This is a genomic window from Pseudomonas sp. GZJR-8 (assembly GCF_002916705.1).
In the GTDB taxonomy this organism is placed as follows: domain Bacteria; phylum Pseudomonadota; class Gammaproteobacteria; order Pseudomonadales; family Pseudomonadaceae; genus Aquipseudomonas; species Aquipseudomonas synxantha_A.
On sequence record NZ_JXSI01000002.1, the window covers coordinates 544,436 to 565,715 of the forward strand.

Annotated in this window: 26 protein-coding genes; 17 read left to right on the forward strand and 9 right to left on the reverse strand. The window is 58.0% G+C overall.

All coding sequences use genetic code 11. The annotated features are described in order from the left end of the window. Nucleotides 1–4: 4 nt before the first annotated feature. Nucleotides 5–265 (reverse strand): DUF2790 domain-containing protein, encoded by a 261-nt coding sequence (locus TK42_RS05750; RefSeq protein ID WP_103733794.1) that lies wholly within the window; start codon nt 263–265, stop codon nt 5–7. 216 nt (nt 266–481) lie between these two features. Here TK42_RS05750 and TK42_RS05755 point away from each other — a divergent pair, with 216 nt between their 5' ends. Beyond that, nucleotides 482–1,159: an HAD-IA family hydrolase gene (locus tag TK42_RS05755; RefSeq protein ID WP_103733795.1), complete on the forward strand. Its 678-nt coding sequence runs from the start codon at nt 482–484 to the stop codon at nt 1,157–1,159. Between the two features lie 14 nt (nt 1,160–1,173). Here TK42_RS05755 and TK42_RS05760 read toward each other — a convergent pair whose 3' ends face one another. Both TK42_RS05760 and csrA read right to left on the reverse strand, forming a co-directional pair. Next, complete coding sequence (locus tag TK42_RS05760) at nt 1,174–1,434, reverse strand: hypothetical protein (protein ID WP_078821843.1); 261 nt, start codon at nt 1,432–1,434, stop codon at nt 1,174–1,176. Nucleotides 1,435–1,644: 210 nt separating this feature from the next. After that, the gene (gene csrA / locus TK42_RS05765; protein WP_003192511.1) at nt 1,645–1,839 is read right to left on the reverse strand and encodes a carbon storage regulator CsrA; all 195 of its coding nucleotides are present in this window, start codon (nt 1,837–1,839) and stop codon (nt 1,645–1,647) included. A gap of 261 nt (nt 1,840–2,100) precedes the next feature. On the opposite strand from csrA, the gene TK42_RS05770 reads away from it, so the two are divergent. Then, nucleotides 2,101–2,466, forward strand: coding sequence for an SPOR domain-containing protein (locus tag TK42_RS05770; protein ID WP_032880279.1), 366 nt, complete (start codon nt 2,101–2,103; stop codon nt 2,464–2,466). Nucleotides 2,467–2,498: 32 nt separating this feature from the next. On the opposite strand, the gene TK42_RS05775 is transcribed toward TK42_RS05770, so the two are convergent. From TK42_RS05775 to TK42_RS05785, 3 genes are all read right to left on the reverse strand, one after another. Continuing rightward, nucleotides 2,499–3,188 carry an endonuclease gene (locus TK42_RS05775; protein WP_005789706.1) on the reverse strand — a complete coding sequence of 230 codons (690 nt, stop codon included), beginning with the start codon at nt 3,186–3,188 and terminating at the stop codon, nt 2,499–2,501. Between the two features lie 2 nt (nt 3,189–3,190). Then, nucleotides 3,191–3,442 (reverse strand): DUF1654 domain-containing protein, encoded by a 252-nt coding sequence (locus tag TK42_RS05780; protein WP_005789704.1) that lies wholly within the window; start codon nt 3,440–3,442, stop codon nt 3,191–3,193. 167 nt (nt 3,443–3,609) lie between these two features. Then, nucleotides 3,610–4,698 (reverse strand): asparaginase, encoded by a 1,089-nt coding sequence (locus TK42_RS05785; protein ID WP_005789702.1) that lies wholly within the window; start codon nt 4,696–4,698, stop codon nt 3,610–3,612. A 554-nt stretch (nt 4,699–5,252) separates the two neighbouring features. Between TK42_RS05785 and TK42_RS05790 the strand changes: the two genes are divergently transcribed. The 7 genes from TK42_RS05790 to TK42_RS05820 are packed head-to-tail and all read left to right on the forward strand — an operon-like array spanning nt 5,253 to nt 12,218. Further along, nucleotides 5,253–6,209, forward strand: a complete 957-nt coding sequence (locus TK42_RS05790) for a sugar ABC transporter substrate-binding protein (protein ID WP_005789700.1) — start codon at nt 5,253–5,255, stop codon at nt 6,207–6,209. Between the two features lie 57 nt (nt 6,210–6,266). Next, on the forward strand, nt 6,267–7,820 hold the full coding sequence (locus TK42_RS05795) for a sugar ABC transporter ATP-binding protein (protein ID WP_103733796.1): 1,554 nt from the start codon (nt 6,267–6,269) through the stop codon (nt 7,818–7,820). Then, entirely contained in the window at nt 7,817–8,794 is a 978-nt protein-coding gene (locus TK42_RS05800) for an ABC transporter permease (protein WP_032880283.1), read from the forward strand. The genes TK42_RS05795 and TK42_RS05800 overlap by 4 nt, the downstream gene beginning before the upstream one ends. Before the next feature lie 3 nt (nt 8,795–8,797). Further along, complete coding sequence (locus TK42_RS05805) at nt 8,798–9,820, forward strand: LacI family DNA-binding transcriptional regulator (RefSeq protein ID WP_032880284.1); 1,023 nt, start codon at nt 8,798–8,800, stop codon at nt 9,818–9,820. 23 nt (nt 9,821–9,843) lie between these two features. After that, the gene (gene rbsK, locus TK42_RS05810) at nt 9,844–10,761 is read left to right on the forward strand and encodes a ribokinase (RefSeq protein ID WP_103733797.1); all 918 of its coding nucleotides are present in this window, start codon (nt 9,844–9,846) and stop codon (nt 10,759–10,761) included. Continuing rightward, nucleotides 10,758–11,162: a D-ribose pyranase gene (rbsD, locus tag TK42_RS05815; protein WP_005789692.1), complete on the forward strand. Its 405-nt coding sequence runs from the start codon at nt 10,758–10,760 to the stop codon at nt 11,160–11,162. The genes rbsK and rbsD overlap by 4 nt, the downstream gene beginning before the upstream one ends. Before the next feature lie 27 nt (nt 11,163–11,189). Then, complete coding sequence (locus TK42_RS05820; RefSeq protein WP_032880287.1) at nt 11,190–12,218, forward strand: nucleoside hydrolase; 1,029 nt, start codon at nt 11,190–11,192, stop codon at nt 12,216–12,218. A gap of 34 nt (nt 12,219–12,252) precedes the next feature. On the opposite strand, the gene TK42_RS05825 is transcribed toward TK42_RS05820, so the two are convergent. Continuing rightward, nucleotides 12,253–12,453, reverse strand: a complete 201-nt coding sequence (locus TK42_RS05825) for a hypothetical protein (RefSeq protein ID WP_032880288.1) — start codon at nt 12,451–12,453, stop codon at nt 12,253–12,255. A 153-nt stretch (nt 12,454–12,606) separates the two neighbouring features. Between TK42_RS05825 and TK42_RS05830 the strand changes: the two genes are divergently transcribed. Beyond that, a complete protein-coding gene (locus TK42_RS05830; RefSeq protein WP_032880289.1) occupies nt 12,607–12,912 on the forward strand; it encodes a hypothetical protein in 306 nt (101 codons plus the stop codon). Between the two features lie 144 nt (nt 12,913–13,056). Then, a complete protein-coding gene (locus TK42_RS05835; RefSeq protein ID WP_032880290.1) occupies nt 13,057–13,377 on the forward strand; it encodes an I78 family peptidase inhibitor in 321 nt (106 codons plus the stop codon). Between the two features lie 72 nt (nt 13,378–13,449). Here TK42_RS05835 and TK42_RS05840 read toward each other — a convergent pair whose 3' ends face one another. After that, the gene (locus tag TK42_RS05840) at nt 13,450–13,662 is read right to left on the reverse strand and encodes a cold-shock protein (RefSeq protein WP_003234260.1); all 213 of its coding nucleotides are present in this window, start codon (nt 13,660–13,662) and stop codon (nt 13,450–13,452) included. A 289-nt stretch (nt 13,663–13,951) separates the two neighbouring features. Continuing rightward, a complete protein-coding gene (locus TK42_RS05845; RefSeq protein ID WP_078821838.1) occupies nt 13,952–14,266 on the reverse strand; it encodes a hypothetical protein in 315 nt (104 codons plus the stop codon). Between the two features lie 366 nt (nt 14,267–14,632). Between TK42_RS05845 and thrS the strand changes: the two genes are divergently transcribed. From thrS to pheT, 6 genes are all read left to right on the forward strand, one after another. Continuing rightward, nucleotides 14,633–16,555, forward strand: a complete 1,923-nt coding sequence (gene thrS, locus TK42_RS05850; RefSeq protein WP_005789682.1) for a threonine--tRNA ligase — start codon at nt 14,633–14,635, stop codon at nt 16,553–16,555. Then, a complete protein-coding gene (gene infC / locus TK42_RS05855; protein WP_169851780.1) occupies nt 16,555–17,106 on the forward strand; it encodes a translation initiation factor IF-3 in 552 nt (183 codons plus the stop codon). The genes thrS and infC overlap by 1 nt, the downstream gene beginning before the upstream one ends. A 60-nt stretch (nt 17,107–17,166) precedes the next feature. Next, complete coding sequence (rpmI, locus tag TK42_RS05860; protein ID WP_002553160.1) at nt 17,167–17,361, forward strand: 50S ribosomal protein L35; 195 nt, start codon at nt 17,167–17,169, stop codon at nt 17,359–17,361. A gap of 30 nt (nt 17,362–17,391) precedes the next feature. After that, nucleotides 17,392–17,748: a 50S ribosomal protein L20 gene (rplT, locus tag TK42_RS05865; protein WP_005789679.1), complete on the forward strand. Its 357-nt coding sequence runs from the start codon at nt 17,392–17,394 to the stop codon at nt 17,746–17,748. A 109-nt stretch (nt 17,749–17,857) separates the two neighbouring features. Continuing rightward, complete coding sequence (gene pheS, locus TK42_RS05870; protein ID WP_003192486.1) at nt 17,858–18,874, forward strand: phenylalanine--tRNA ligase subunit alpha; 1,017 nt, start codon at nt 17,858–17,860, stop codon at nt 18,872–18,874. A 26-nt stretch (nt 18,875–18,900) separates the two neighbouring features. Continuing rightward, nucleotides 18,901–21,279: a phenylalanine--tRNA ligase subunit beta gene (gene pheT / locus TK42_RS05875; protein WP_103733798.1), complete on the forward strand. Its 2,379-nt coding sequence runs from the start codon at nt 18,901–18,903 to the stop codon at nt 21,277–21,279. Nucleotide 21,280: the final 1 nt, after the last annotated feature.

Consider the following 21,280-nt stretch of genomic DNA (forward strand, 5'->3'; position numbering starts at 1 on the left):
CCGATCAATTGTCACTGGCGCAACCGACGCCCTGGACTTGGTAATCGAGTAGGTGTTCGCGGCCCTGATGGTCCAGGTAGCGCAAGTGCGCGGGGACAATCCCGCATTGGCCAGAGATGTCGGTGCTCGATAGCACCTTGTCGACATCCAGGTGTAGGAAGAAGCCGGTTTTGTCGTGGATGACATCGCAGGCAGACGTTACGTCGGCAGCGAAGGCAGTACCGGTGGCGAGCAAGGCGGCAAAGCCCAGGGCGAACAGTTTCATGGCGGTCTCTCTCGTGACTGGGGGCTGCCGGGTTGGCAGTGAGTTCACAGTAACCACGCGACCCCAACAGCCAACCAACAGGATCATGACAAGTTCGTCATTCTTGGTTCGAGCCTGGCGCGTGGGCAATGAGTGTCCGGTCGAGGAGGCTCTACGTTTACAAGCGCCGAGGTGATCCGTAGATTGCAGGGGTCCAGCTCATGAGGGAGCCGCGCAGTGTCCATCTCAACTTCATCCGTGTTCAACCGGCGTTACCGCGCTTTCCTGTTCGATATGGATGGGACCCTGCTCAACTCCATCGCTGCGGCCGAACGTGTATGGAGCATCTGGGCCGAGCGCCATGGTCTGGATGTGGAAGCGTTTCTGCCTACCATTCATGGCGCGCGCGCGATTGATACGATCACCCGCCAGGCGTTGCCGGGTGTCGATCCAGAAGTTGAAGCCCAGTGGATTACCGACGCGGAGCTCAACGATGTCGACGGCGTTGTAGCGATTCCCGGCGCAGTGGCGTTTTTGAAAGGCGTGCCCGCGGATCAATGGGCACTGGTCACGTCTGCCCCCAAGGCGCTGGCGTTACGTCGACTGCAAGCGGCAGGCATTCCCGTGCCGGCCGTGTGGGTGACGGCCGAAGATGTGGCCAACGGTAAACCCGACCCTGCGTGCTATTTATTGGGCGCGAAACGCCTGGGGGTGTCGGTTGAGGACAGCCTGGTGTTCGAAGACGCCGCGGTGGGCATTCGAGCGGGTGAAGCAGCGGGGGCGGATGTTGTGGTTGTCACCTCGGCACACTTGGAGCCCATGGTGACTGCACACGCTTGCATCAACGACTACGGCGATTTATGCACCGAGCATGGCGCTGATGGCTTGTTGTCTTTGCGCAAGCTGGCGCCGTGATACGCAGCAGGTCCTCAGCGTGTGGTTTTCTGATGGGCACGATGCGCTGCGCGCTGGCATAGCTTGCGCAAGATAACTTTTTGGATGGGTTTGAGGCAGAACACCAGCAGGTAGCCGCAGAGAAGGAGCGCCAGGTCCAGCCAGGAATGGGCGTCGGGATCGGCGCCCTCGACTTCGACTCTCAGCCCATACCCAAGCGCCAGGAAGGCCACCCCGATCAGCAGGGCGATCATCCAGGATCTGGAAACAAGAGGTGGCGTCGCGACTGGCCTCATCGACGTATTCCTGAATGCACACGGATGGCAGGATAAAGTGTCAGAAATTGGGCTGCGAATACTTCAACAAGTTCCAGATGCCCAGACAGTTTCATCTTGCAGCGAAGGGGCATGCTCAAAGCGCACTGGTCAGGCTGGAAGACGCGAGCAGGCCGATTGGGTTTTCGCCAGCCATTACAGTGAACGAAAGGGCTGGCTACTGGAGGCGTTTCAAGGCGTCTGGTTTTTGTCGGGTGCAGTCAGGCCGGCCTGGATGCGCTGGTAAATCTCCTCGCGATGCACGGCAACGTCCTTGGGTGCGTTGATGCCGATTCGTACTTGCTGGCCGCTAACGCCCAGAATGGTGATCGTAATGTCATCACCGATGTTTATGCTTTCACCAACTTTACGGGTGAGTATAAGCATGGACTTCTCCTTGATTACTTTTAAGGACACATGTGTCAGACAGGGCAGGTGTCGGATGTGTGTAGCTTACTGCGAAGCGCTTCCCTGTGGCTGCCTCTTTTAGGACGCATAGAGGCGACATTAATTCCCATGGCGGCATCATACAGGTCGCGATACATCATTCGCATTGTTTAAGCCAACGTTTATGACGGCCAGAATAGACAGTGAATGGTAAAGTCGCCTCTTTATCCTCAAAGGAGCAGGGCAGTGCGTAAAGTAGCGATGGCAATTGTGGTGTTGGCGTTGGCCGGATGCGGTGAAGGTAAATCGGTCGATGCGCCCAAGGCCAAACCTGCCGTGACCGAAAGCCTGCCACAAACCGGCGCGATTGCCGCTCAGGAATGGGATGTGCGCGTCGGCCCGCCAGACCACAAGCTGCAGGCGATCACCGACCTGACCGCCTGGTTGCTGGAGCATGGTTTCAATTTTTATATCGTGAAGGTCGACGGCAAGGATGAGGTGCTGTTGGGTCCGTTCGCAACCAAGGCCGAGGCCGAGGCCAAACAAGCCTTGCTCAACGAAAAGATGGCCCGCGCGAAGAAAACCGACACCGTGTCTGAAATTATCGAACACAACGCCGCGCAGTGACGTGCCAAGTGGGCGGCAACCCCCGCCCACGTTCAACCGCAGGCTTTGAGATTCACCGGGCCGACAAACTCGTTGCCCCGTCCCATCACGCAAGCCACGGTCTGGTTGCGCTGGCGCTCCCAGGTTTGCACCGGGTAAGTCTTGTTCCAGGCTTCATACAGCTGTCGATCCTGCTTCGACAGGCGCAGGCCGTATTGCTTGCTCATATAAAAATACGTGCGTGCGATCATGCCGCGAATGGACGGGCGTGGCATGACCTTCTTGGCCTTGAAATCCACTTGGGTCAGGCACGAGCCGTACTGCCCACTTTGCACGGGCAGCCAGCCAAAGCTGAAGTTGTTACGGTCGCCATTCACTTCGCCGATGCTCGGCACCAGATTGTGCAGGTCCGCCTCGGCGCGCTTGAACACATCGTCGTGGCGCGTGCAGTTCTTTCGCCCGCCGTTTTGCCAGCATTGGCGCTGATGCCCGATTTGCCAGGCCGGCACGATGTGTTCCCACTCGATGCGCGCGGCGCGATTGGCGTTTTTGCGCGGGATGTAACCGCAGGCTTTCAAATTCACGCGGTTACCGGTGTATTTGCAGCCGCAATAGAATTCGGTCGATTGGGGGGCGTAAAGCTTCCAGGCGATTTTCTTGGCTTCGCTAAAGGTCCGAGGGGCTTGGGCGTTGGCGGTTACGCTTAAAAACAGACAGCACACAGCAATAAAACGGGCACTCACAATCAATCTTCCTTCGGCACAACCCAAAAAATCTGCACGCCACCGTCATCCCGATAGGCGAGGGTGACGTTGTCGTTTTCTGCAATTTCTTCCAGTAGACGTTGCCACACGTCTTCCGGCTCATCGGGTAAACGGAAGAGCAAGGCTGCCTTGGCTTTCTGTGCGTTGGTCGAATTGATGATCTTTTGCACGCGAATAGCCAGGCGCTGATAGGCGTCAGGCGCTGCAGGTGCTGCGGAAGAGGGCTTTGCCACGGAGCATTCCTTAATTTGCTGTACGCACATACAGTATTTAACTGTAGGCGATTTCGCAACTGCTTAAATTTCAAGAAGTTCGTCTGACAGCGATTCGGGAAGTTTGTTGAGAAGGGGAGCAATTGTGGGAGCGAGCAAGCTCGCTCCCACAGGTCGATCAGCAGTAATCAGTATTCCCAGAACATGCGTTGCAGTTCTTTGCTGTCCTGGGTCTTGGTCAGGGCTACCATGGCCAGGATGCGAGCTTTCTGCGGGTTCAGGTCCAGAGCCGCAACCCAGTCGTATTTGTCGTCTGGTTGTTCAGCGTTACGCAGAACCATACCGCCGGCGTTGACGTGGGAGGAGCGAATGATCTGTACGCCTTGCTTGCGCAATTCGACCAGCGCGGGAACGACTTTCGAGGATACCGAACCGTTACCGGTACCGGCGTGGATGATGGCCTTGGCGCCAGCTTGGGCCAGTGCTTTGTAGGCAGTGTCGCTCACGTTGCCATAGCCGTAGGCAATTTCAACGTCAGGCAGGCTCTTGATGGTCTTGATGTCGAATTCCGAATCCATGGTGTGACGCTTGGCCGGCAGGCGGAACCAGTAGGATTTGCCTTCAACGACCATGCCCAGCGGGCCCCACGGGCTCTTGAATGCCTCGGTCTTGATGTTGATCATCTTGCTGACGTCGCGACCCGATTGGATTTCGTCGTTCATGGTCACCAGCACGCCTTTGCCCCGCGCATCCTTGCTACCTGCGACAGCGACTGCGTTATACAGGTTGAGCATACCGTCAGCCGACATGGCGGTACCTGGACGCATGGAGCCGACCACGACGATAGGCTTGTCGGTTTTTTCTACCAGGTTCAGGAAGTAGGCAGTTTCTTCAAGGGTGTCGGTGCCGTGAGTGATCACGATGCCATCCACGTCTTTGCTGTCAGCCAGTTCTGCGACGCGGCGACCCAGTTGCAGCAGGTTTTCGTTGTTGATGCTTTCCGAAGCAATTTGCATCACTTGTTCGCCGCGTACGTTGGCGATCTGGCTAAGCTCAGGAACGCCGGCGATCAGTTGTTCGATGCCGACTTTGGCTGCCTGGTACGTAGCACTGTTGGCTGCACTGGCGCCGGCGCCAGCAATGGTGCCGCCTGTGGCAAGGATCACTACGTTGGACAGTTTGGTTTTGTTTTCGACTTCTTTTGCCTGTGCGGCAAGGGGGAACAGCAGCAGCAGGGCCATGGCGCCCGGGACAAAGTTCTTCAATGCAGATTTCATTATTTTTCTCTCTGGTTTTTGATGAGTGCTGTAGCCGGTTCATCTAGAACACCCGGGCGGTTCTGAACGCCGCGAGGTGCAGGGGAAAAGCAGGATTTGTACCAGGCCGAGTGTGTGGTTCTTCTTAAATTAACGTATTGATTTAAAACAACTTATGAGATTTTTTAAACTTGTTTTGAGTGAGTGGCGTCCGGCTTTCCGAACGGTTGAGGGGTAGTGTGTTCGGTTGTCCGACAGCCCTGTCACAAAATTCGAGTGCGATTAGCGTCAACACCTGTCGTTTTAGAGAGTGCGAGAAAGAGGTGGCCTTAAACGTTTCAGTCCCCAAGGTTGGTTGGACCAGGCCGAGGGCATGGGATTGAAAGGCCAGTTTCTACCGTTGACAAATCCCGACAAGGTTCTCATAGTTTGCTCAACGCAAACGTTTGCGAGATGTTTCACGAGCGCTCCAAGAGTATCGTGACAGCTCGCATCAGCCGCCCGGGTGGGAGGGCCGCCGAAGAGGTCTTCGGTGCAAGCGTTGCTCACAATAATCATAAGATCGGAGTGAACCCATGAAGCTGCCATTCGCTGGACGTCTTCTTGCTGTCGCTGTGCTTGCCGCATCCGCTGCTTTGCCTCTCTCTTCTGCACTTGCTGATGACGCTGCCAAAACACCTACTGTTGGTTTGGTCATGAAGTCCCTGGCCAATGAGTTCTTCGTCACCATGACCGACGGTGCCAAGGACTACCAGAAAGCGCACCCGGCAGAGTTCAAGCTGATCTCCAACGGGATCAAGAACGAAACAGACACCAGTGCGCAGATCGCCATCGTCAACGAGATGATCAACTCCAAGGTAGACGCGCTTGTCATTGCTCCCGCCGACTCCAAGGCACTCGCCAGTGTGCTGAAGAAGGCTTCTGATGCCGGTATCAAGGTCGTTAACATCGACAATCGCCTGGACCCGGAGGTACTCAAAAGCAAAAACCTCGATATCCCGTTCGTAGGTCCGGACAACCGCAAAGGCTCCAAGCTGGTGGGCGACTACCTGGCCAAGCAACTGGCCGCGGGTGACAAGGTTGGCATCATCGAAGGCGTACCCACCACGACTAACGCCCAGCAGCGCACCGCAGGCTTCAAGGATGCGATGGACGCAGCAGGCATGAAGATTGTTTCCACCCAATCCGGCAACTGGGAAATCGACCAGGGCAACAAGATTGCTGCAGCGATGCTGAGCGAAACGCCGGATATCAAGGCGCTGCTGGCCGGTAACGACAACATGGCCCTGGGCGCTGTCTCCGCCGTGCGTGCGGCAGGCAAGGCCGGCAAGGTATTGGTGGTGGGCTACGACAACATTGATGCGATCAAGCCAATGCTCAAGGATGGTCGTGTGTTGGCCACCGCTGACCAGGCTGCCGCGCAACAAGCGGTATTCGGTATCCAGAACGCACTGAAGCTGGTCAAGGGTGAGAAGGTCGATGCCAAAGATGGCGTGATCGAAACCCCGGTCGAACTCGTCATCAAGCAGTAATCCCGGCAGTACCCAACAGCGCTCGCTCGTCCTGAGCGGGCGCCTGGAGATTTTCCTATGTCATCTTCCGCCCCGAACGCTGTCCTCTCGGTCAGCGGTATCGGCAAGACCTATGCTCAGCCGGTTCTGTCCGACATCACCCTGACGCTCAATCGCGGGGAAGTGCTCGCGCTGACCGGTGAGAACGGCGCAGGCAAAAGTACCTTGTCGAAGATCATCGGCGGCCTGGTCACACCGACTACCGGGCACATGCAGTTCAACGGTCAGGAGTACTGCCCCGCCAGCCGCACCCAGGCCGAAGCCTTGGGCGTGCGCATGGTCATGCAGGAACTCAACCTGCTGCCGACCCTGACGGTGGCTGAAAACCTGTTTCTGGATAGCCTGCCGAGCAACTGTGGCTGGATCAGCCGCAAGCAACTGCGCAAAGCCGCGATCGAGGCCATGGCTCAAGTTGGCCTGGATGCGATCGACCCCGACACCTTGGTTGGCAGCCTGGGCATTGGCCACCAGCAAATGGTCGAGATTGCGCGCAACCTGATCGGCGACTGCCACGTCCTGATTCTCGACGAACCCACGGCCATGCTCACCGCCCGTGAAGTCGAGATGCTGTTTGAGCAAATCACCCGTCTGCAGGCCCGGGGCGTGGCGATCATTTATATTTCACACCGGCTGGAAGAGCTGGCCCGTGTCGCCCAGCGCATTGCGGTACTGCGCGACGGCAAGCTGGTCTGCGTCGAGCCGATGGCCAATTACAACAGTGAGCAACTGGTGACCTTGATGGTCGGTCGCGAGCTGGGCGAACACATTGACCTGGGCCCGCGCACCATCGGCGAACCGGCCCTGACGGTGAAGGGCCTGAGCCGTTCGGACAAGGTTCGCGACGTGTCCTTTGAAGTGCGCGCCGGTGAGATCTACGGTATTTCCGGACTGATCGGCGCCGGCCGCACTGAGTTGCTGCGCCTGATCTTCGGTGCCGACCAGGCCGACAGCGGCACCGTGGCCCTGGGATCGCCGGCCAGGGTGGTCAGTATTCGCTCGCCAGTGGATGCGGTTGGTCATGGTATCGCCCTGATCACCGAGGACCGCAAGGGCGAGGGCCTGCTGCTGACCCAATCGATCAGCGCCAATATAGCCTTGGGCAACATGCCGGAAATTTCCGGCGGTGGCGTCGTCAATAGCCGCAACGAAACCGCCCTGGCCAAACGCCAGATCGACGCCATGCGTATCCGCAGTTCCAGCCCGGGGCAATTGGTGTCCGAGTTGTCGGGTGGCAACCAGCAAAAAGTAGTGATTGGCCGCTGGCTGGAGCGCGATTGCGCAGTAATGCTGTTCGATGAGCCCACTCGAGGCATCGACGTCGGCGCCAAGTTCGACATCTATGCGTTGCTTGGCGAACTGACTCGCCAGGGCAAAGCCTTGGTGGTGGTCTCCAGCGACCTGCGTGAACTGATGCTGATCTGTGATCGCATCGGGGTGTTGTCCGCGGGGCGCCTGATCGAGACCTTCGAGCGTGACAGCTGGACCCAGGACGAATTGCTCGCCGCCGCCTTTGCCGGCTATCAGAAACGTGATGCGCTGCTCAATGAGGCAGCGCCTAGGAATACCCCATGAAAACAAGCATTTCCTCCGGTAAAACTGGCGGCAACTTCTATGGCCTGGGTACTTACCTGGGGCTGGCGGGTGCCTTGCTGGCGATGATTGCGCTGTTCTCGGTACTCAGCGACCACTTCCTGTCCTACGACACCTTCAGCACCCTGGCCAACCAGATTCCGGACCTGATGGTGCTGGCGGTGGGCATGACCTTCATCCTGATCATCGGCGGTATCGACCTGTCGGTAGGTTCGGTGCTGGCATTGGCGGCATCGGCGGTCAGCGTGGCAATCCTGGGCTGGGGCTGGAGCGTGTTACCGGCTGCGCTACTGGGCATGGGCTGCGCTGCATTGGCCGGGACCATCACCGGCTCCATCACCGTGGCCTGGCGTATCCCGTCATTTATCGTGTCTTTGGGTGTGCTGGAGATGGCCCGGGGCGTGGCCTATCAAATGACGGGCTCGCGCACCGCTTATATCGGTGACTCGTTTGCCTGGCTGTCCAACCCGATTGCTTTCGGTATTTCCCCGTCGTTCATCATTGCGCTGCTGGTGATCATTGCGGCTCAGTTGGTGCTGACCCGCACTGTCTTCGGGCGCTACCTGATCGGCATCGGCACTAACGAAGAAGCAGTGCGCCTGGCTGGCATTAATCCCAAGCCATACAAGATTCTGGTGTTCAGCCTGATGGGCCTGTTGGCCGGTGTAGCTGCGCTGTTCCAGATCTCGCGCCTGGAGGCGGCAGACCCGAATGCTGGTTCAGGCCTGGAGCTGCAGGTAATCGCCGCGGTGGTAATCGGCGGCACCAGCCTGATGGGCGGGCGCGGTTCGGTCATCAGTACGTTCTTCGGTGTATTGATCATTTCGGTATTGGCGGCGGGGCTTGCGCAGATCGGCGCTACGGAACCCACCAAACGCATCATTACCGGTGCTGTGATCGTGATCGCCGTGGTCCTCGATACTTACCGCAGCCAGCGCGCCAGTCGGCGGGGCTGAGTCATGGCAACGATCAAGGATGTGGCAGCGCTTGCAGGTATTTCCTACACCACCGTGTCCCATGTGGTGAACAAGACGCGTCCGGTCAGCGAGCCGGTCCGCATCAAGGTCGAGGCGGCGATCAAACAGCTGGACTACGTGCCCAGCGCCGTGGCGCGTTCGCTCAAGGCCAAGACCACGGCCACCATTGGCCTGTTGGTGCCCAATAGCCTCAACCCGTATTTTGCCGAGCTTGCGCGGGGCATCGAGGATTATTGCGAGCGTAATGGCTACTGCGTGATCCTCTGCAACTCCGACGACGACGCGGAAAAACAGCGCAGTTATTTGCGCGTGTTGCTCGAAAAACGCGTCGACGGCTTGATCGTGACGTCGGTGGGCGGCGATGACAGCGGCTTGGCGGCGGGCTTGAGTGCAGTGCGCACGCCCATGGTGATTGTCGACAGGGCCCTGGATGGAATCGATGTCGACCTGGTGCGCATCGACCACGAACAGGGCGCCTACCTCGCGACCCGGCACTTGCTGGAGTTGGGCCATCGGGATATCGCCTGTATCGGCGGCCCGGGGCATACCCGCGTGGCACAAATGCGCCTGGCGGGTTACCAGCGTGCATTGCGCGAAGCGGGTGTCGAGGTGTTGGCCAGCCGGATCCTGGAAAGCGATTTCACCAGCACGGGGGGGCATGCCGCAGCCGTGCAATTGTTAGCGCAAAACCCGCCCAGCGCGATTTTCGCCAGCAACGATATGATTGGTTTCGGCGTGCTGCGCGCAGCCGCAGAACGCAGCATCCGCGTGCCGGCCGAGTTGTCGGTGATCGGTTTCGATGACATCCAGATGGGACGCTATGTCTATCCTGCGCTGACCACGGTCGGGCAGTCGATCCTGCAATTGGGTGAGACGGCGGCCGAATTATTATTGCAACGAATAGCAACACCCCAACGGTCGATCGATCAACGCATCGTGACGCCAAGTATCGTTTTGCGTGAGTCGACGGCGCCATTGGCCGGTGTGTTCGCCCAATACCGCTGAACCGAATTGATGAGTACTGATGTATGCCAGCAAAAGTAGTGGTAGTAGGCAGCTTGAACATGGACCTGGTCACCCGGGCCAGTCGCTTGCCGCGTGCCGGTGAGACCTTGATCGGCCAGAGCTTTTCCACCGTTGCGGGTGGCAAGGGCGCCAACCAGGCGGTGGCATCGGCGCGGCTGGGGGCCAGTGTTGCGATGGTCGGATGCGTGGGCACCGATGCCTATGGCAGTCAATTGCGTGATGCACTGCTGGTGGAAGGGATCGATTGCCAGGCGGTCAGCACCGTAGAGGGCTCCGGTGGTGTGGCATTGATCGTGGTGGATGACAGCAGCCAGAATGCGATTGTCATTGTGGCCGGCAGCAACGGTGAGTTGACGCCCGCGTCTCTGCAAGCGTGCGACGCTGTGCTGCAGTCGGCAGACGTGATCATCTGCCAGCTTGAAGTGCCGATGGACACCGTTGGTCATGCGCTCAAGCGCGGCCGCGAACTGGGCAAGACAGTCATCCTCAATCCGGCGCCCGCGAGTGGGCCTTTGCCCGCTCAGTGGTATGCCTCGATCGATTACCTGATCCCCAATGAAAGTGAAGCCACCGCCCTGAGCGGTGTCACCGTCGACTCGCTCGACAGCGCCAAGGTCGCCGCGACAGCGCTGATCAAGGCGGGGGCGGGTAAAGTCATCATTACGCTTGGCGCCCAGGGGGCACTGTTCGCCGACGGTAGCAGCTTCGAGCATCTGTTGGCGCCGAAGGTCAAGGCGGTGGACACCACAGCCGCTGGCGATACCTTCGTCGGTGGCTTTGCTGCTGCACTGGCCGCGGGCAAGAGCGAAGCCGAGGCGATCCGTTTTGGCCAGGTAGCGGCGGCATTGTCTGTGACCCGCGCCGGCGCTCAGCCTTCCATTCCTACGCTGCACGACGTACAAGGTTTTGTGCCCTCATGAAAAAGACACCTTTGCTCAATATCGCCCTGTCACGCGTGATCGCGTCCCTGGGCCATGGTGATGTGCTGGTCATCGGCGATGCCGGTTTGCCGGTGCCGCCCGGCGTGGAGTTGATCGACCTGGCACTGACCCAGGGCATTCCGGATTTCATCAGCACGTTGCGCATTGTGCTCAGTGAGATGCAGGTTGAAAGCCACGTGCTCGCGGAAGAAATCCTGCTCAAGCAACCGCCGGCGCTGAGCGCGCTCAATGCGCTGACAGAGCAGGCAGCGCTGGGTGAGCGGCGGCTGCTCAGCCATGAAGAATTCAAGCAACTGAGCCGCACAGCACGCGCGGTTGTGCGTACCGGCGAGTGCCAGCCTTACTGCAATATCGCGCTGGTATCCGGCGTAACGTTTTAGCGTCCCCCCAATGACAAGGAGTGCTTTATGCAACGTGGTCTACCCATCCTGAAAAACCTGTTCCGGAGTGTTCTGCTTTTGTCCGCACTCACAGCTGCAAGCGCCCAGGCGGCGGAAAAAATCGACCTGATCATCGATACCGACCCTGGGGCCGATGACGTGGTGGCGCTGCTGTTCGCCATGGCCTCGCCGGAGGAGCTGAGCATTCGTGCGCTGACCACCGTCGCCGGTAATGTGCGCCTGGACAAGACCTCCCGCAATGCGCGTCTGGCGCGCGAGTGGGCAGGGCGTGAGGACATTCCGGTGTACGCAGGTGCGCCGGCGCCTCTGTTGCGCAAGCCGATCTACGCCGAGAATATCCATGGCAAAGAGGGCATCTCCGGCGTCACCGTGCACGAGCCGAAAAAAGGCCTGGCCGAAGGTAATGCCGTTGACTACCTGATCAAGACGCTGAGCACCGCCAAACCGCACAGCATCACCATCGCCATGCTCGGTCCGCAGACCAACCTCGCGCTGGCACTGACCCAGGCGCCGGAAATCACCCAGGGCATCAAGGAAGTGGTGGTGATGGGTGGTGCGCACTTCAATGGCGGTAATATCACGCCCGTGGCCGAGTTCAACCTGTTCGCCGATCCGGTGGCCGCTGAGATTGTGCTCAAAAGTGGAGTGAAGTTGACCTACCTGCCGTTGGACGTGACCCATAAAGTCCTCACCAGCGACGCCCGCCTGAAGAAGATTGCGGACCTGAACAACAACGCGAGCAAGGTCGTCAGCAGTATTCTGAATGAGTACGTCAAAGGCGACATGGAGCATTACGGCATTCCGGGTGGCCCGGTCCACGACGCTACCGTGGTTGCCTACCTGCTCAAACCATCGCTGTTCAGCGGTCGTCAGGCCAATATGGTCGTCGACAGCCGCGAAGGCCCAACCTTTGGCCAGACCATCGTCGATTGGTACGACGGCCTCAAGCAGGAGAAGAATGTGTTCTGGGTCGAGAACGGCGACGCCCAGGGCTTCTTCGATCTGCTGACCGAGCGTCTGGCGCGTTTGAAGTAATACGTTTTACCGGTCGGCGTTCGTCGGCCAGTTCTTATTCTTGTGCGCCCATGTAGTCGGCCGGGTATTTCTCGAATACCTGGCCGATGAACGCTTGTGCCGCCTGGGTTCCCAGTTCCTTGACCAACAGATCGATACCAATGATCGCCAGTTCTTCGGGGCTGCCGGGGCTATAGGAGCTTTGCCCCTGGGGCCACTTGGCTTTGATATCGGCTTGGAGCGTTACGGTGGTCATGGAAATCTCACGGCTGAAAGTACTGGGCAATGCGCTGGAACGCGGTTCCAGCGGCGCAGTTAACCATTTTGCGCGGCTTTTGGCACTGCTACTTAGGCATGAAGGAGGGGGTATGCGACACTGTTGGCTTGTTTAACAGCCGGGAAACACCGCGTGCAGATCGATCTGAACAAGCCTGAGAACCTGACGCTGGATGCCGTGCGCCAACTGCTTGCCCACGCCAGTGACGACGTACATACCCAGCTTCGGGTAACCAGGGCTGGTATTGCCTATATTTCTTCCGGCGTAGTCGGTGGAGCTCAGATAGATGGCCTGCTGTTTCGTCTGGAGACCTGGGCCAAGGGTTCTGGCTATGTCGGTATTGTGGCGGCCAGCGATGAGGTCTGGGTCATGCAGATCTTCAACGCGCTGAAACAGAACTGGCCATACCCACCATCTGACTACATCGACATCTACTGAGTGCGTTCATATCTAGTCACGATTGACTGGGCGATTGCCCCGCGCGAGTCAGGCAGACTTGCGCGCAGGCGATTAACGTCTTGAAACCAATCGTTCATATCGCTGTCGCACGATCTCTGTCCATTTTTTATCATAGGAGGCTTCATGCCTTGGAAGCTCGCTTCATTCGGTACTTTGTTGGCAGCACTCGCATTGGCGGGTTGCAGCACCCCGGGTGCCTCTGAGCCAGGCAAAGACGCCACCGTGACCGATGCCGGTCATAGCCGCTGTGAGTCGAAGGCCGCCGAGTTCGCAATCGGCCAGAAAGCCTCGCCGCAGTTGCTGGAGCAGGCTCGTACCCGTGCTGGCGCGCAGAATGCACGCATCCTCAAGCCCAACGATATGATTACCCTGGAATATCGTTCTGACCGCCTGAACCTCAACACTGACAACAACCTGGTGATCACGCGGGTCAATTGCGGCTGACAGCTTCGGCTTTTGCATCGCCCATAAAAAACCCCGTCACATGGACGGGGTTTTTTTTAGCTCAGCGGAGAATTACTCGCCGCGAACCTGTGCAGCTTGCATACCCTTTTGGCCTTTCTCAGCCACGAAGGAAACGGTTTGGCCTTCTTTCAGGCTTTTGAAACCGTCGCTTTCGATAGCTTTGAAGTGTACGAACAGGTCGTCACCGCCACCTTGAGGAGTGATGAAGCCGAAGCCTTTTTCATCGTTGAACCATTTAACGGTGCCGGTTTGGCGATTAGACATGGTGTATCTCCAAGAAACATATATTTTCAGTAGTGCTGTGCTGCTCAGGCCAACTGGGCACACTGGGCTATCATAGTCGAAATGTTCGACTTGGGAGCCCCCCCAAGGCATTGTTTGCTAATCAATCGCGTTGCATCTGATCCCTGGATCGGCGCAAAGCCCCGATCTACGGGGCTTTGCGCTGAAATATCAACTGTTAAAAAAAGCCGTAAAACCTGCATAATTTGTGTGAAATGGCAGTTTTCAGGCCATTTTTCCAGCGATATGGTCGTCAGATCAGTGGTCAATCTTACTTTTTCTTCACGACTTTGCAGGACGAAATAGCCGCTACCGCTTTGTTCTTAAGCTCAGGGCTGGCGTTCTGATTGGTCATCAGTTCCTTGATCTCGGCAGTGCTCAATTCGGCATTGATCTTGTCAGCACCACATTCGCAGTGAGCTTTGGCAGTTTTGGCGTCTACGTTCTGACTCGCGGCGGCACTGCAGTCGCTCACAAAGCTGTCACGGGCGCCGGCTGGCCAGTTGGAAGGGGCTGCAGCCTGCGCGCCAAGGGAAAGGAGGCTCAGGGTAGCGGCGACAGCGAGGGTAGAGGTAAAACGCATCATGGGATGCTCCTTTGGGTCGAGGACGAACGGCGATTCTCAGTGGGTTGGAGGCCCGACGTACAGCTCAAGTTCACTTTGCAGCTATAAAGCCTTGAATTGCGCTATACACAAAGCTTCGTCGGCGCGATGACCGTTCATCTGTGCTAGCATCGTGGGCTTGGCTAGTTTCAGGCGCGTCAATTACCGCCTTGCCATGTTTCTTTTTAGCTCAATCCAGTCACTCTGGTTCGATTATCGGTTGGCCGAAAGGCTCCTGCCGCTGTAAGGCAGGCGTTCATCACTGAACGGCCTGGTGTTGGATCTTGTACTGGCTCATCCCAACCCACGTGACCTTTGGTAGGGGTCACCACTAGGAGAGGAGGCGCCATGCCAACTATTACTCTACCCGACGGCAGTCAACGTTCATTCGATCATTCGGTTTCCGTAGCCGAAGTCGCCGCATCCATTGGTGCAGGCTTGGCCAAGGCCACCGTGGCCGGCAAGGTCGACGGCAAACTGGTCGACGCCAGTGACCTGATCACTTGCGATGCCAGCCTGCAAATCATCACGCCCAAGGATCAAGAGGGGCTGGAGATCATTCGCCACTCTTGCGCGCACCTGATTGGCCATGCGGTCAAGCAGCTGTACCCAACCGCCAAGATGGTGATCGGCCCGGTAATCGAAGAAGGCTTCTATTACGACATCGCCTATGAGCGTCCTTTTACACCGGACGACCTGGCGGCCATCGAGCAGCGCATGCACGCGCTGATTGAAAAAGATTACGACGTCATCAAGAAAGTCACCCCGCGTGCCGAAGTGATCGACGTGTTTACCGCGCGTGGTGAAGATTACAAGCTGCGCCTGGTGGAAGACATGCCGGACGAGCAGGCCATGGGCTTGTACTACCACGAAGAATACGTCGACATGTGCCGTGGCCCACACGTGCCGAACACGCGTTTCCTCAAGTCGTTCAAGCTGACCAAGCTGTCCGGTGCCTACTGGCGCGGTGATGCCAAGAACGAACAGCTGCAACGGATCTACGGCACGGCCTGGGCTGACAAGAAACAGCTGGCCGCCTACATCCAGCGCATTGAAGAAGCTGAAAAGCGCGACCACCGCAAGATCGGCAAGCGCCTGAACCTGTTCCACCTTCAGGAAGAAGCGCCGGGCATGGTGTTCTGGCACCCGAATGGCTGGACCCTGTACCAGGTGCTTGAGCAGTACATGCGCAAGGTTCAGCGCGACAACGGTTACCTGGAGATCAAGACCCCGCAGGTCGTTGATCGCAGCCTGTGGGAGAAATCCGGGCACTGGGCCAACTACGCCGACAACATGTTCACCACCCAGTCGGAAAACCGCGACTACGCCATCAAGCCGATGAACTGCCCATGCCACGTGCAGGTGTTCAATCAAGGCCTGAAGAGCTACCGCGAGTTGCCGATGCGCCTGGCCGAGTTCGGTGCCTGCCACCGCAACGAGCCATCCGGTGCACTGCACGGCATCATGCGTGTGCGCGGTTTTACTCAGGACGACGCCCACATCTTCTGCACCGAAGAGCAGATGCAGGCTGAATCCGCCGCGTTCATCAAGCTGACCATGGACGTTTATCGCGATTTCGGGTTTACCGAAGTTGAAATGAAGCTGTCCACTCGTCCGGAAAAACGCGTTGGTTCCGACGAGCTGTGGGATCGCGCCGAAGCGGCACTGGCCGCAGCACTCGACAGTGCGGGCCTTGCGTACGACCTGCAGCCGGGGGAGGGCGCGTTCTACGGTCCGAAGATCGAGTTCTCGCTCAAAGATTGCCTTGGCCGTGTCTGGCAGTGTGGTACCCTGCAGCTCGATTTTAACCTGCCGATCCGTCTGGGAGCCGAATACGTCTCCGAAGACAACAGCCGTAAACACCCGGTTATGCTGCACCGGGCGATCCTCGGTTCGTTCGAGCGGTTCGTCGGTATCCTGATCGAGCACTACGAGGGAGCGTTCCCTGCGTGGCTGGCTCCGACCCAGGCAGTGATCATGAATATCACTGATAAACAGGCAGATTTTGCCGCCGAAGTTGAAAAAACTCTCAACGAAAGCGGATTTCGTGCCAAGTCCGACTTGAGAAATGAAAAGATCGGCTTTAAAATCCGCGAGCATACTTTGCTCAAGGTTCCCTATCTTTTGGTTATCGGAGATCGGGAAGTCGAGATGCAGACTGTCGCTGTGCGTACTCGTGAAGGTGCTGACCTGGGCTCGATGCCCGTCGCCCAGTTCGCTGAGTTCCTCGCGCAAGCGGTTTCCCGGCGTGGTCGCCCAGATTCGGAGTAATTATTATTAAGCGTGAAATGAGACAAGATAAACGAGCTGCACCGAAAGCCCCGATCAACGAGAATATCTCGGCACGCGAGGTTCGGTTAATTGGGGCTGAGGGTGAGCAGCTTGGGATTGTGTCAATTGAAGACGCGCTTCTTAAGGCTGAAGAAGCCAAGCTCGATTTGGTGGAAATTTCCGCCGATGCTGTACCACCTGTCTGCAAGCTGATGGACTACGGCAAATCGATCTTCGAGAAGAAGAAGCAGATTGCCGCAGCCAAGAAAAACCAGAAGCAGATCCAGGTTAAAGAAATCAAGTTTCGTCCAGGGACGGAGGAAGGGGATTACCAGGTAAAACTGCGCAACCTGGTACGTTTCCTGAGTGATGGGGACAGGGCCAAGGTATCCTTGCGATTCCGCGGCCGTGAGATGGCCCACCAGGAGCTGGGGATGGAACTCCTCAAGCGGGTTGAAGCTGACCTGCTCGAGTACGGTTCGGTCGAACAGCATCCTAAGATGGAAGGACGCCAACTGATCATGGTCATCGCCCCGAAAAAGAAGAAGTAATCAACAGGGCACGGCAGGCCTTCTGATTATGTTTATCAACTGAATGCGGAGTATCCGAACATGCCAAAGATGAAGACTAAAAGTGGTGCTGCTAAGCGGTTTCTGAAAACTGCTAACGGTATCAAGCACAAGCACGCTTTCAAGAGCCACATCCTGACCAAAATGTCGACCAAGCGTAAGCGTCAACTGCGCGGTAGCAGCTTGCTGCATCCGTCTGACGTGGCAAAAGTCGAGCGCATGCTGCGCCTTCGTTAATTTTTGGATCAAGACTAGAGGAAGTAACTCATGGCTCGTGTAAAGCGTGGCGTCATTGCCCGTAAACGTCACAAAAAAATTCTGAAACTTGCTAAAGGCTACTACGGCGCGCGTTCACGCGTATTCCGTGTTGCCAAGCAAGCGGTAATCAAGGCAGGCCAGTACGCCTACCGTGACCGTCGTCAGAAAAAACGTCAGTTCCGCGCTCTGTGGATCGCTCGTATCAACGCTGGTGCACGTGTTAACGGTCTGTCCTACAGCCGTTTCATCGCTGGCCTGAAGAAAGCGTCCATCGAAATCGACCGTAAGGTTCTGGCTGAACTGGCCGTGAACGAAAAAGCGGTGTTTGCTGCGATTGTCGAGAAAGCTAAAGCCTCCTTGGCTTAAGTACCCCCGACAGTCATCCTGGGTTACTCCTGTAGCCCAAGGTGGTAAACGTCATAAATAGGGGAAGAGCCTTCAAGCTCTTCCCCTATTTTGTATCTGGAGTCTGTACATGGAAAACCTGGACGCGCTCGTTGCCCAAGCCCTTGAGGCCGTGCAAAGCGCTGAAGATGTAAATGCCCTGGAGCAAATCCGGGTTCACTACCTTGGCAAGAAAGGTGAATTGACTCAGGTGATGAAGACCCTGGGAAATTTGCCGGCTGAAGAACGTCCGCAAGTCGGTGCGTTGATCAACGTTGCCAAGGAACGTGTCACAGAGGTGCTCAATGCGCGCAAGGCGTCGCTCGAGGAGGCCGATCTAGCGGCCAAGCTCGCCGCCGAGTCCATTGACGTGACCTTGCCTGGCCGTGGTCAGGCCTCGGGCGGCCTGCATCCGATTACCCGGACTCTGGAACGTATCGAGCAGTTCTTCACCCACATCGGCTACGGCATTGCCGAAGGCCCTGAGGTAGAAGACGATTATCACAACTTCGAGGCGCTCAACATCCCAGGCCATCACCCGGCCCGGTCGATGCACGACACCTTCTATTTCAACGCGAACATGCTGTTGCGCACCCATACCTCGCCGGTACAGGTCCGCACCATGGAAGCGAACAAGCCGCCGATCCGCATTGTCTGCCCAGGCCGTGTGTACCGTAGCGACTCGGATATCACCCACTCGCCGATGTTCCACCAGGTCGAAGGCCTGCTGGTGGATCGCGATATCAACTTCGCCGACCTCAAGGGCACCATCGAAGAATTCCTGCGGGTGTTCTTCGAGAAAGAGTTGGCCGTGCGTTTCCGTCCTTCGTTCTTCCCGTTCACCGAGCCGTCCGCTGAAGTCGACATGGAATGCGTGATGTGTAGCGGTAAAGGTTGCCGCGTCTGCAAGCAGACCGGTTGGCTGGAAGTCATGGGTTGCGGCATGGTCCACCCTAACGTGCTGCGCATGTCCGGGATCGATCCGGAAGAGTTCTCGGGCTTTGCCTTCGGCATGGGCGTTGAGCGTCTGGCCATGCTGCGTTACGGCGTGAACGACTTGCGTCTGTTCTTCGACAACGACTTGCGGTTCCTCGCGCAATTTCGCTAGTCGTAACGAATCTTTAGGAGAGCAGGATGAAATTCAGTGAACAATGGCTGCGTGGCTGGGTAAGCCCGCAGGTAGATCGCGACGCGCTGGTTGCGCGTCTGTCGATGGCCGGTCTTGAGGTCGATAGCGTTACCCCGGCCGCCGGTGTTTTCAGTGGCGTGGTAGTGGGCGAAGTGCTGAGCACCGAGCAACACCCTGATGCCGATAAATTGCGTGTGTGCCAGGTCAGCAACGGTTCGGAAACCTTTCAGGTCGTGTGCGGAGCGCCTAATGTGCGCCCGGGCCTGAAGATCCCGTTTGCCATGATCGGTGCCCAACTGCCTGGCGACTTCAAGATCAAGAAGGCCAAGCTGCGTGGTGTCGAGTCCAACGGCATGTTGTGCTCTCAGGCTGAGTTGCAGGTAGGCGAGGGCAATGATGGCCTGATGGAGCTGCCGGCAGACGCGCCTGTGGGTCAGGACATCCGGGTTTACCTGGAACTGGAAGACGCCAGCATCGAGGTCGACCTGACCCCGAACCGCGGCGACTGCCTGTCCCTGGCCGGTCTGGCCCGTGAAGTGGGCGCGCTGTACAACGCTCCCGTCACCCGTCCTACGGTTGCTGTTGTGCCGCCGGTGCATGACGAAGTTCGCTCCATCGAAGTGCTCGCGCCGAACGCCTGCCCACGTTACCTGGGGCGTGTGGTCCGTAACGTCGACCTGTCCAAGCCGACCCCGCTGTGGATGGTCGAGCGCCTGCGTCGCGCCGACGTGCGCAGCATCGACGCCGCGGTCGACATCACCAACTATGTGATGTTGGAGCTGGGTCAGCCGCTGCACGCCTTCGATCTCGCCGAAATCAACGGTGGCATCCGCGTGCGCATGGCCGAGGAAGGCGAAAAGCTGGTGCTGCTCGACGGTCAGGAAGTCAGCCTGCGTGCCGACACCCTGGTTATCGCCGACCACTCTCGCGCCCTGGCAATTGCCGGCGTGATGGGGGGCGAGCACAGCGGTGTATCCGCGACCACTCGTGACGTATTCCTTGAAAGCGCGTTCTTTGACCAGATCGCCATCGCAGGCAAGGCCCGTTCCTATGGCCTGCACACCGATGCTTCGCACCGCTATGAGCGTGGCGTGGACTGGAATCTCGCCCGTGAAGCCATGGAGCGCGCCACCGGCCTGCTGCTGGAAATCACCGGTGGCGAAGCCGGCCCGATCACCGAAACCGTCAGCGAACAGTACCTGCCGTCGATTGCGCCGATCACCTTGCGTGCCAAAAGCGTTGAGCAGATGCTCGGCTTAGTCATCGAGCCGGCTGAAATCGAGCAACTGCTGTCCGCGCTCGGCCTGGGTATTTCTGCAGGTGGGGAAGGGCAGTGGCAGGTTGCAGTACCTAGCCATCGCTTCGACATCAGCCTGGAAGTTGACCTGATCGAAGAGCTGGCACGTCTGTATGGCTACAACCGCCTGCCGGTTCGCTACCCGCAAGCGCGCCTCGCGCCGCAACCCAAGGCCGAAGCGCGTGCGCACCTGCCTGAGCTGCGCCGCCTGCTGGTTGCTCGTGGTTACCAGGAAGCCGTGACGTATAGCTTCATCGATCCAAAACAATTTGAGCTGTTCAACCCGGGTGTTGAGCCGCTGTTGTTGGCCAACCCGATCTCCAACGACATGGCCGCCATGCGTTCGTCGTTGTGGCCGGGCCTGGTGAAGGCGCTTTCCCACAACCTGAACCGCCAGCAAGACCGCGTGCGCCTGTTCGAAAGCGGCCTGCGTTTCGTGGGTCAGCTCGATGGCCTCAAGCAAGAGCCGATGCTGGCTGGCGTCGTCTGCGGTAGCCGCCTGCCGGAAGGCTGGGCGCAGGGCCGCGACGTCGTAGACTTCTTCGACGTCAAGGCTGACGTGGAAGCGGTACTGGGCTTTGCCGGCGCGCTGGATGCCTTTACGTTTGTGCCGGGCAGCCACCCTGCCTTGCATCCGGGCCAGACTGCGCGTATCGAGCGCGAAGGTCGCCTGGTAGGTTTTGTGGGCGCCATTCACCCGGAACTGTCGAAAACGTTGGGGCTGGACCGTCCAGTCTTCGTGTTTGAGCTAGTCTTGGCTGAAGTGGCGTCGGGCAAGATGCCTAAATTCAGCGAGTTGTCGCGCTTTCCTGAAGTGCGTCGCGACCTGGCGCTGATCGCCGACCGTGACGTCGCCGCCACTGCCGTTCTGGATGTAATCCGTGAAAATGCAGGGGAATGGCTGACAGACCTCAGGCTATTTGACGTCTATCAGGGTAAAGGCATTGATCCGCATAGAAAAAGCCTCGCAGTCGGCTTGACCTGGCAGCATCCATCGCGCACTCTTAATGACGATGAGGTGAATACCACGACACAAAATATCCTCACCTCGCTCGAACAAAGGTTGAACGCCACGTTAAGGAAGTGAC

Bases quoted from the DNA above. Each gene is read 5' to 3' on its own strand.
- TK42_RS05750 (WP_103733794.1), bottom strand. From the start codon at position 265: ATGAAACTGTTCGCCCTGGGCTTTGCCGCCTTGCTCGCCACCGGTACT.
- TK42_RS05760 (WP_078821843.1), bottom strand. From the start codon at position 1,434: ATGAGGCCAGTCGCGACGCCACCTCTTGTTTCCAGATCCTGGATGATC.
- csrA (WP_003192511.1), bottom strand. From the start codon at position 1,839: ATGCTTATACTCACCCGTAAAGTTGGTGAAAGCATAAACATCGGTGAT.
- TK42_RS05770 (WP_032880279.1), top strand. From the start codon at position 2,101: ATGGCAATTGTGGTGTTGGCGTTGGCCGGATGCGGTGAAGGTAAATCG.
- TK42_RS05785 (WP_005789702.1), bottom strand. From the start codon at position 4,698: ATGAAATCTGCATTGAAGAACTTTGTCCCGGGCGCCATGGCCCTGCTG.
- TK42_RS05790 (WP_005789700.1), top strand. From the start codon at position 5,253: ATGAAGCTGCCATTCGCTGGACGTCTTCTTGCTGTCGCTGTGCTTGCC.
- TK42_RS05795 (WP_103733796.1), top strand. From the start codon at position 6,267: ATGTCATCTTCCGCCCCGAACGCTGTCCTCTCGGTCAGCGGTATCGGC.
- TK42_RS05800 (WP_032880283.1), top strand. From the start codon at position 7,817: ATGAAAACAAGCATTTCCTCCGGTAAAACTGGCGGCAACTTCTATGGC.
- TK42_RS05805 (WP_032880284.1), top strand. From the start codon at position 8,798: ATGGCAACGATCAAGGATGTGGCAGCGCTTGCAGGTATTTCCTACACC.
- rbsK (WP_103733797.1), top strand. From the start codon at position 9,844: ATGCCAGCAAAAGTAGTGGTAGTAGGCAGCTTGAACATGGACCTGGTC.
- rbsD (WP_005789692.1), top strand. From the start codon at position 10,758: ATGAAAAAGACACCTTTGCTCAATATCGCCCTGTCACGCGTGATCGCG.
- TK42_RS05820 (WP_032880287.1), top strand. From the start codon at position 11,190: ATGCAACGTGGTCTACCCATCCTGAAAAACCTGTTCCGGAGTGTTCTG.
- TK42_RS05825 (WP_032880288.1), bottom strand. From the start codon at position 12,453: ATGACCACCGTAACGCTCCAAGCCGATATCAAAGCCAAGTGGCCCCAG.
- TK42_RS05835 (WP_032880290.1), top strand. From the start codon at position 13,057: ATGCCTTGGAAGCTCGCTTCATTCGGTACTTTGTTGGCAGCACTCGCA.
- TK42_RS05840 (WP_003234260.1), bottom strand. From the start codon at position 13,662: ATGTCTAATCGCCAAACCGGCACCGTTAAATGGTTCAACGATGAAAAA.
- TK42_RS05845 (WP_078821838.1), bottom strand. From the start codon at position 14,266: ATGATGCGTTTTACCTCTACCCTCGCTGTCGCCGCTACCCTGAGCCTC.
- thrS (WP_005789682.1), top strand. From the start codon at position 14,633: ATGCCAACTATTACTCTACCCGACGGCAGTCAACGTTCATTCGATCAT.
- rpmI (WP_002553160.1), top strand. From the start codon at position 17,167: ATGCCAAAGATGAAGACTAAAAGTGGTGCTGCTAAGCGGTTTCTGAAA.
- rplT (WP_005789679.1), top strand. From the start codon at position 17,392: ATGGCTCGTGTAAAGCGTGGCGTCATTGCCCGTAAACGTCACAAAAAA.
- pheS (WP_003192486.1), top strand. From the start codon at position 17,858: ATGGAAAACCTGGACGCGCTCGTTGCCCAAGCCCTTGAGGCCGTGCAA.
- pheT (WP_103733798.1), top strand. From the start codon at position 18,901: ATGAAATTCAGTGAACAATGGCTGCGTGGCTGGGTAAGCCCGCAGGTA.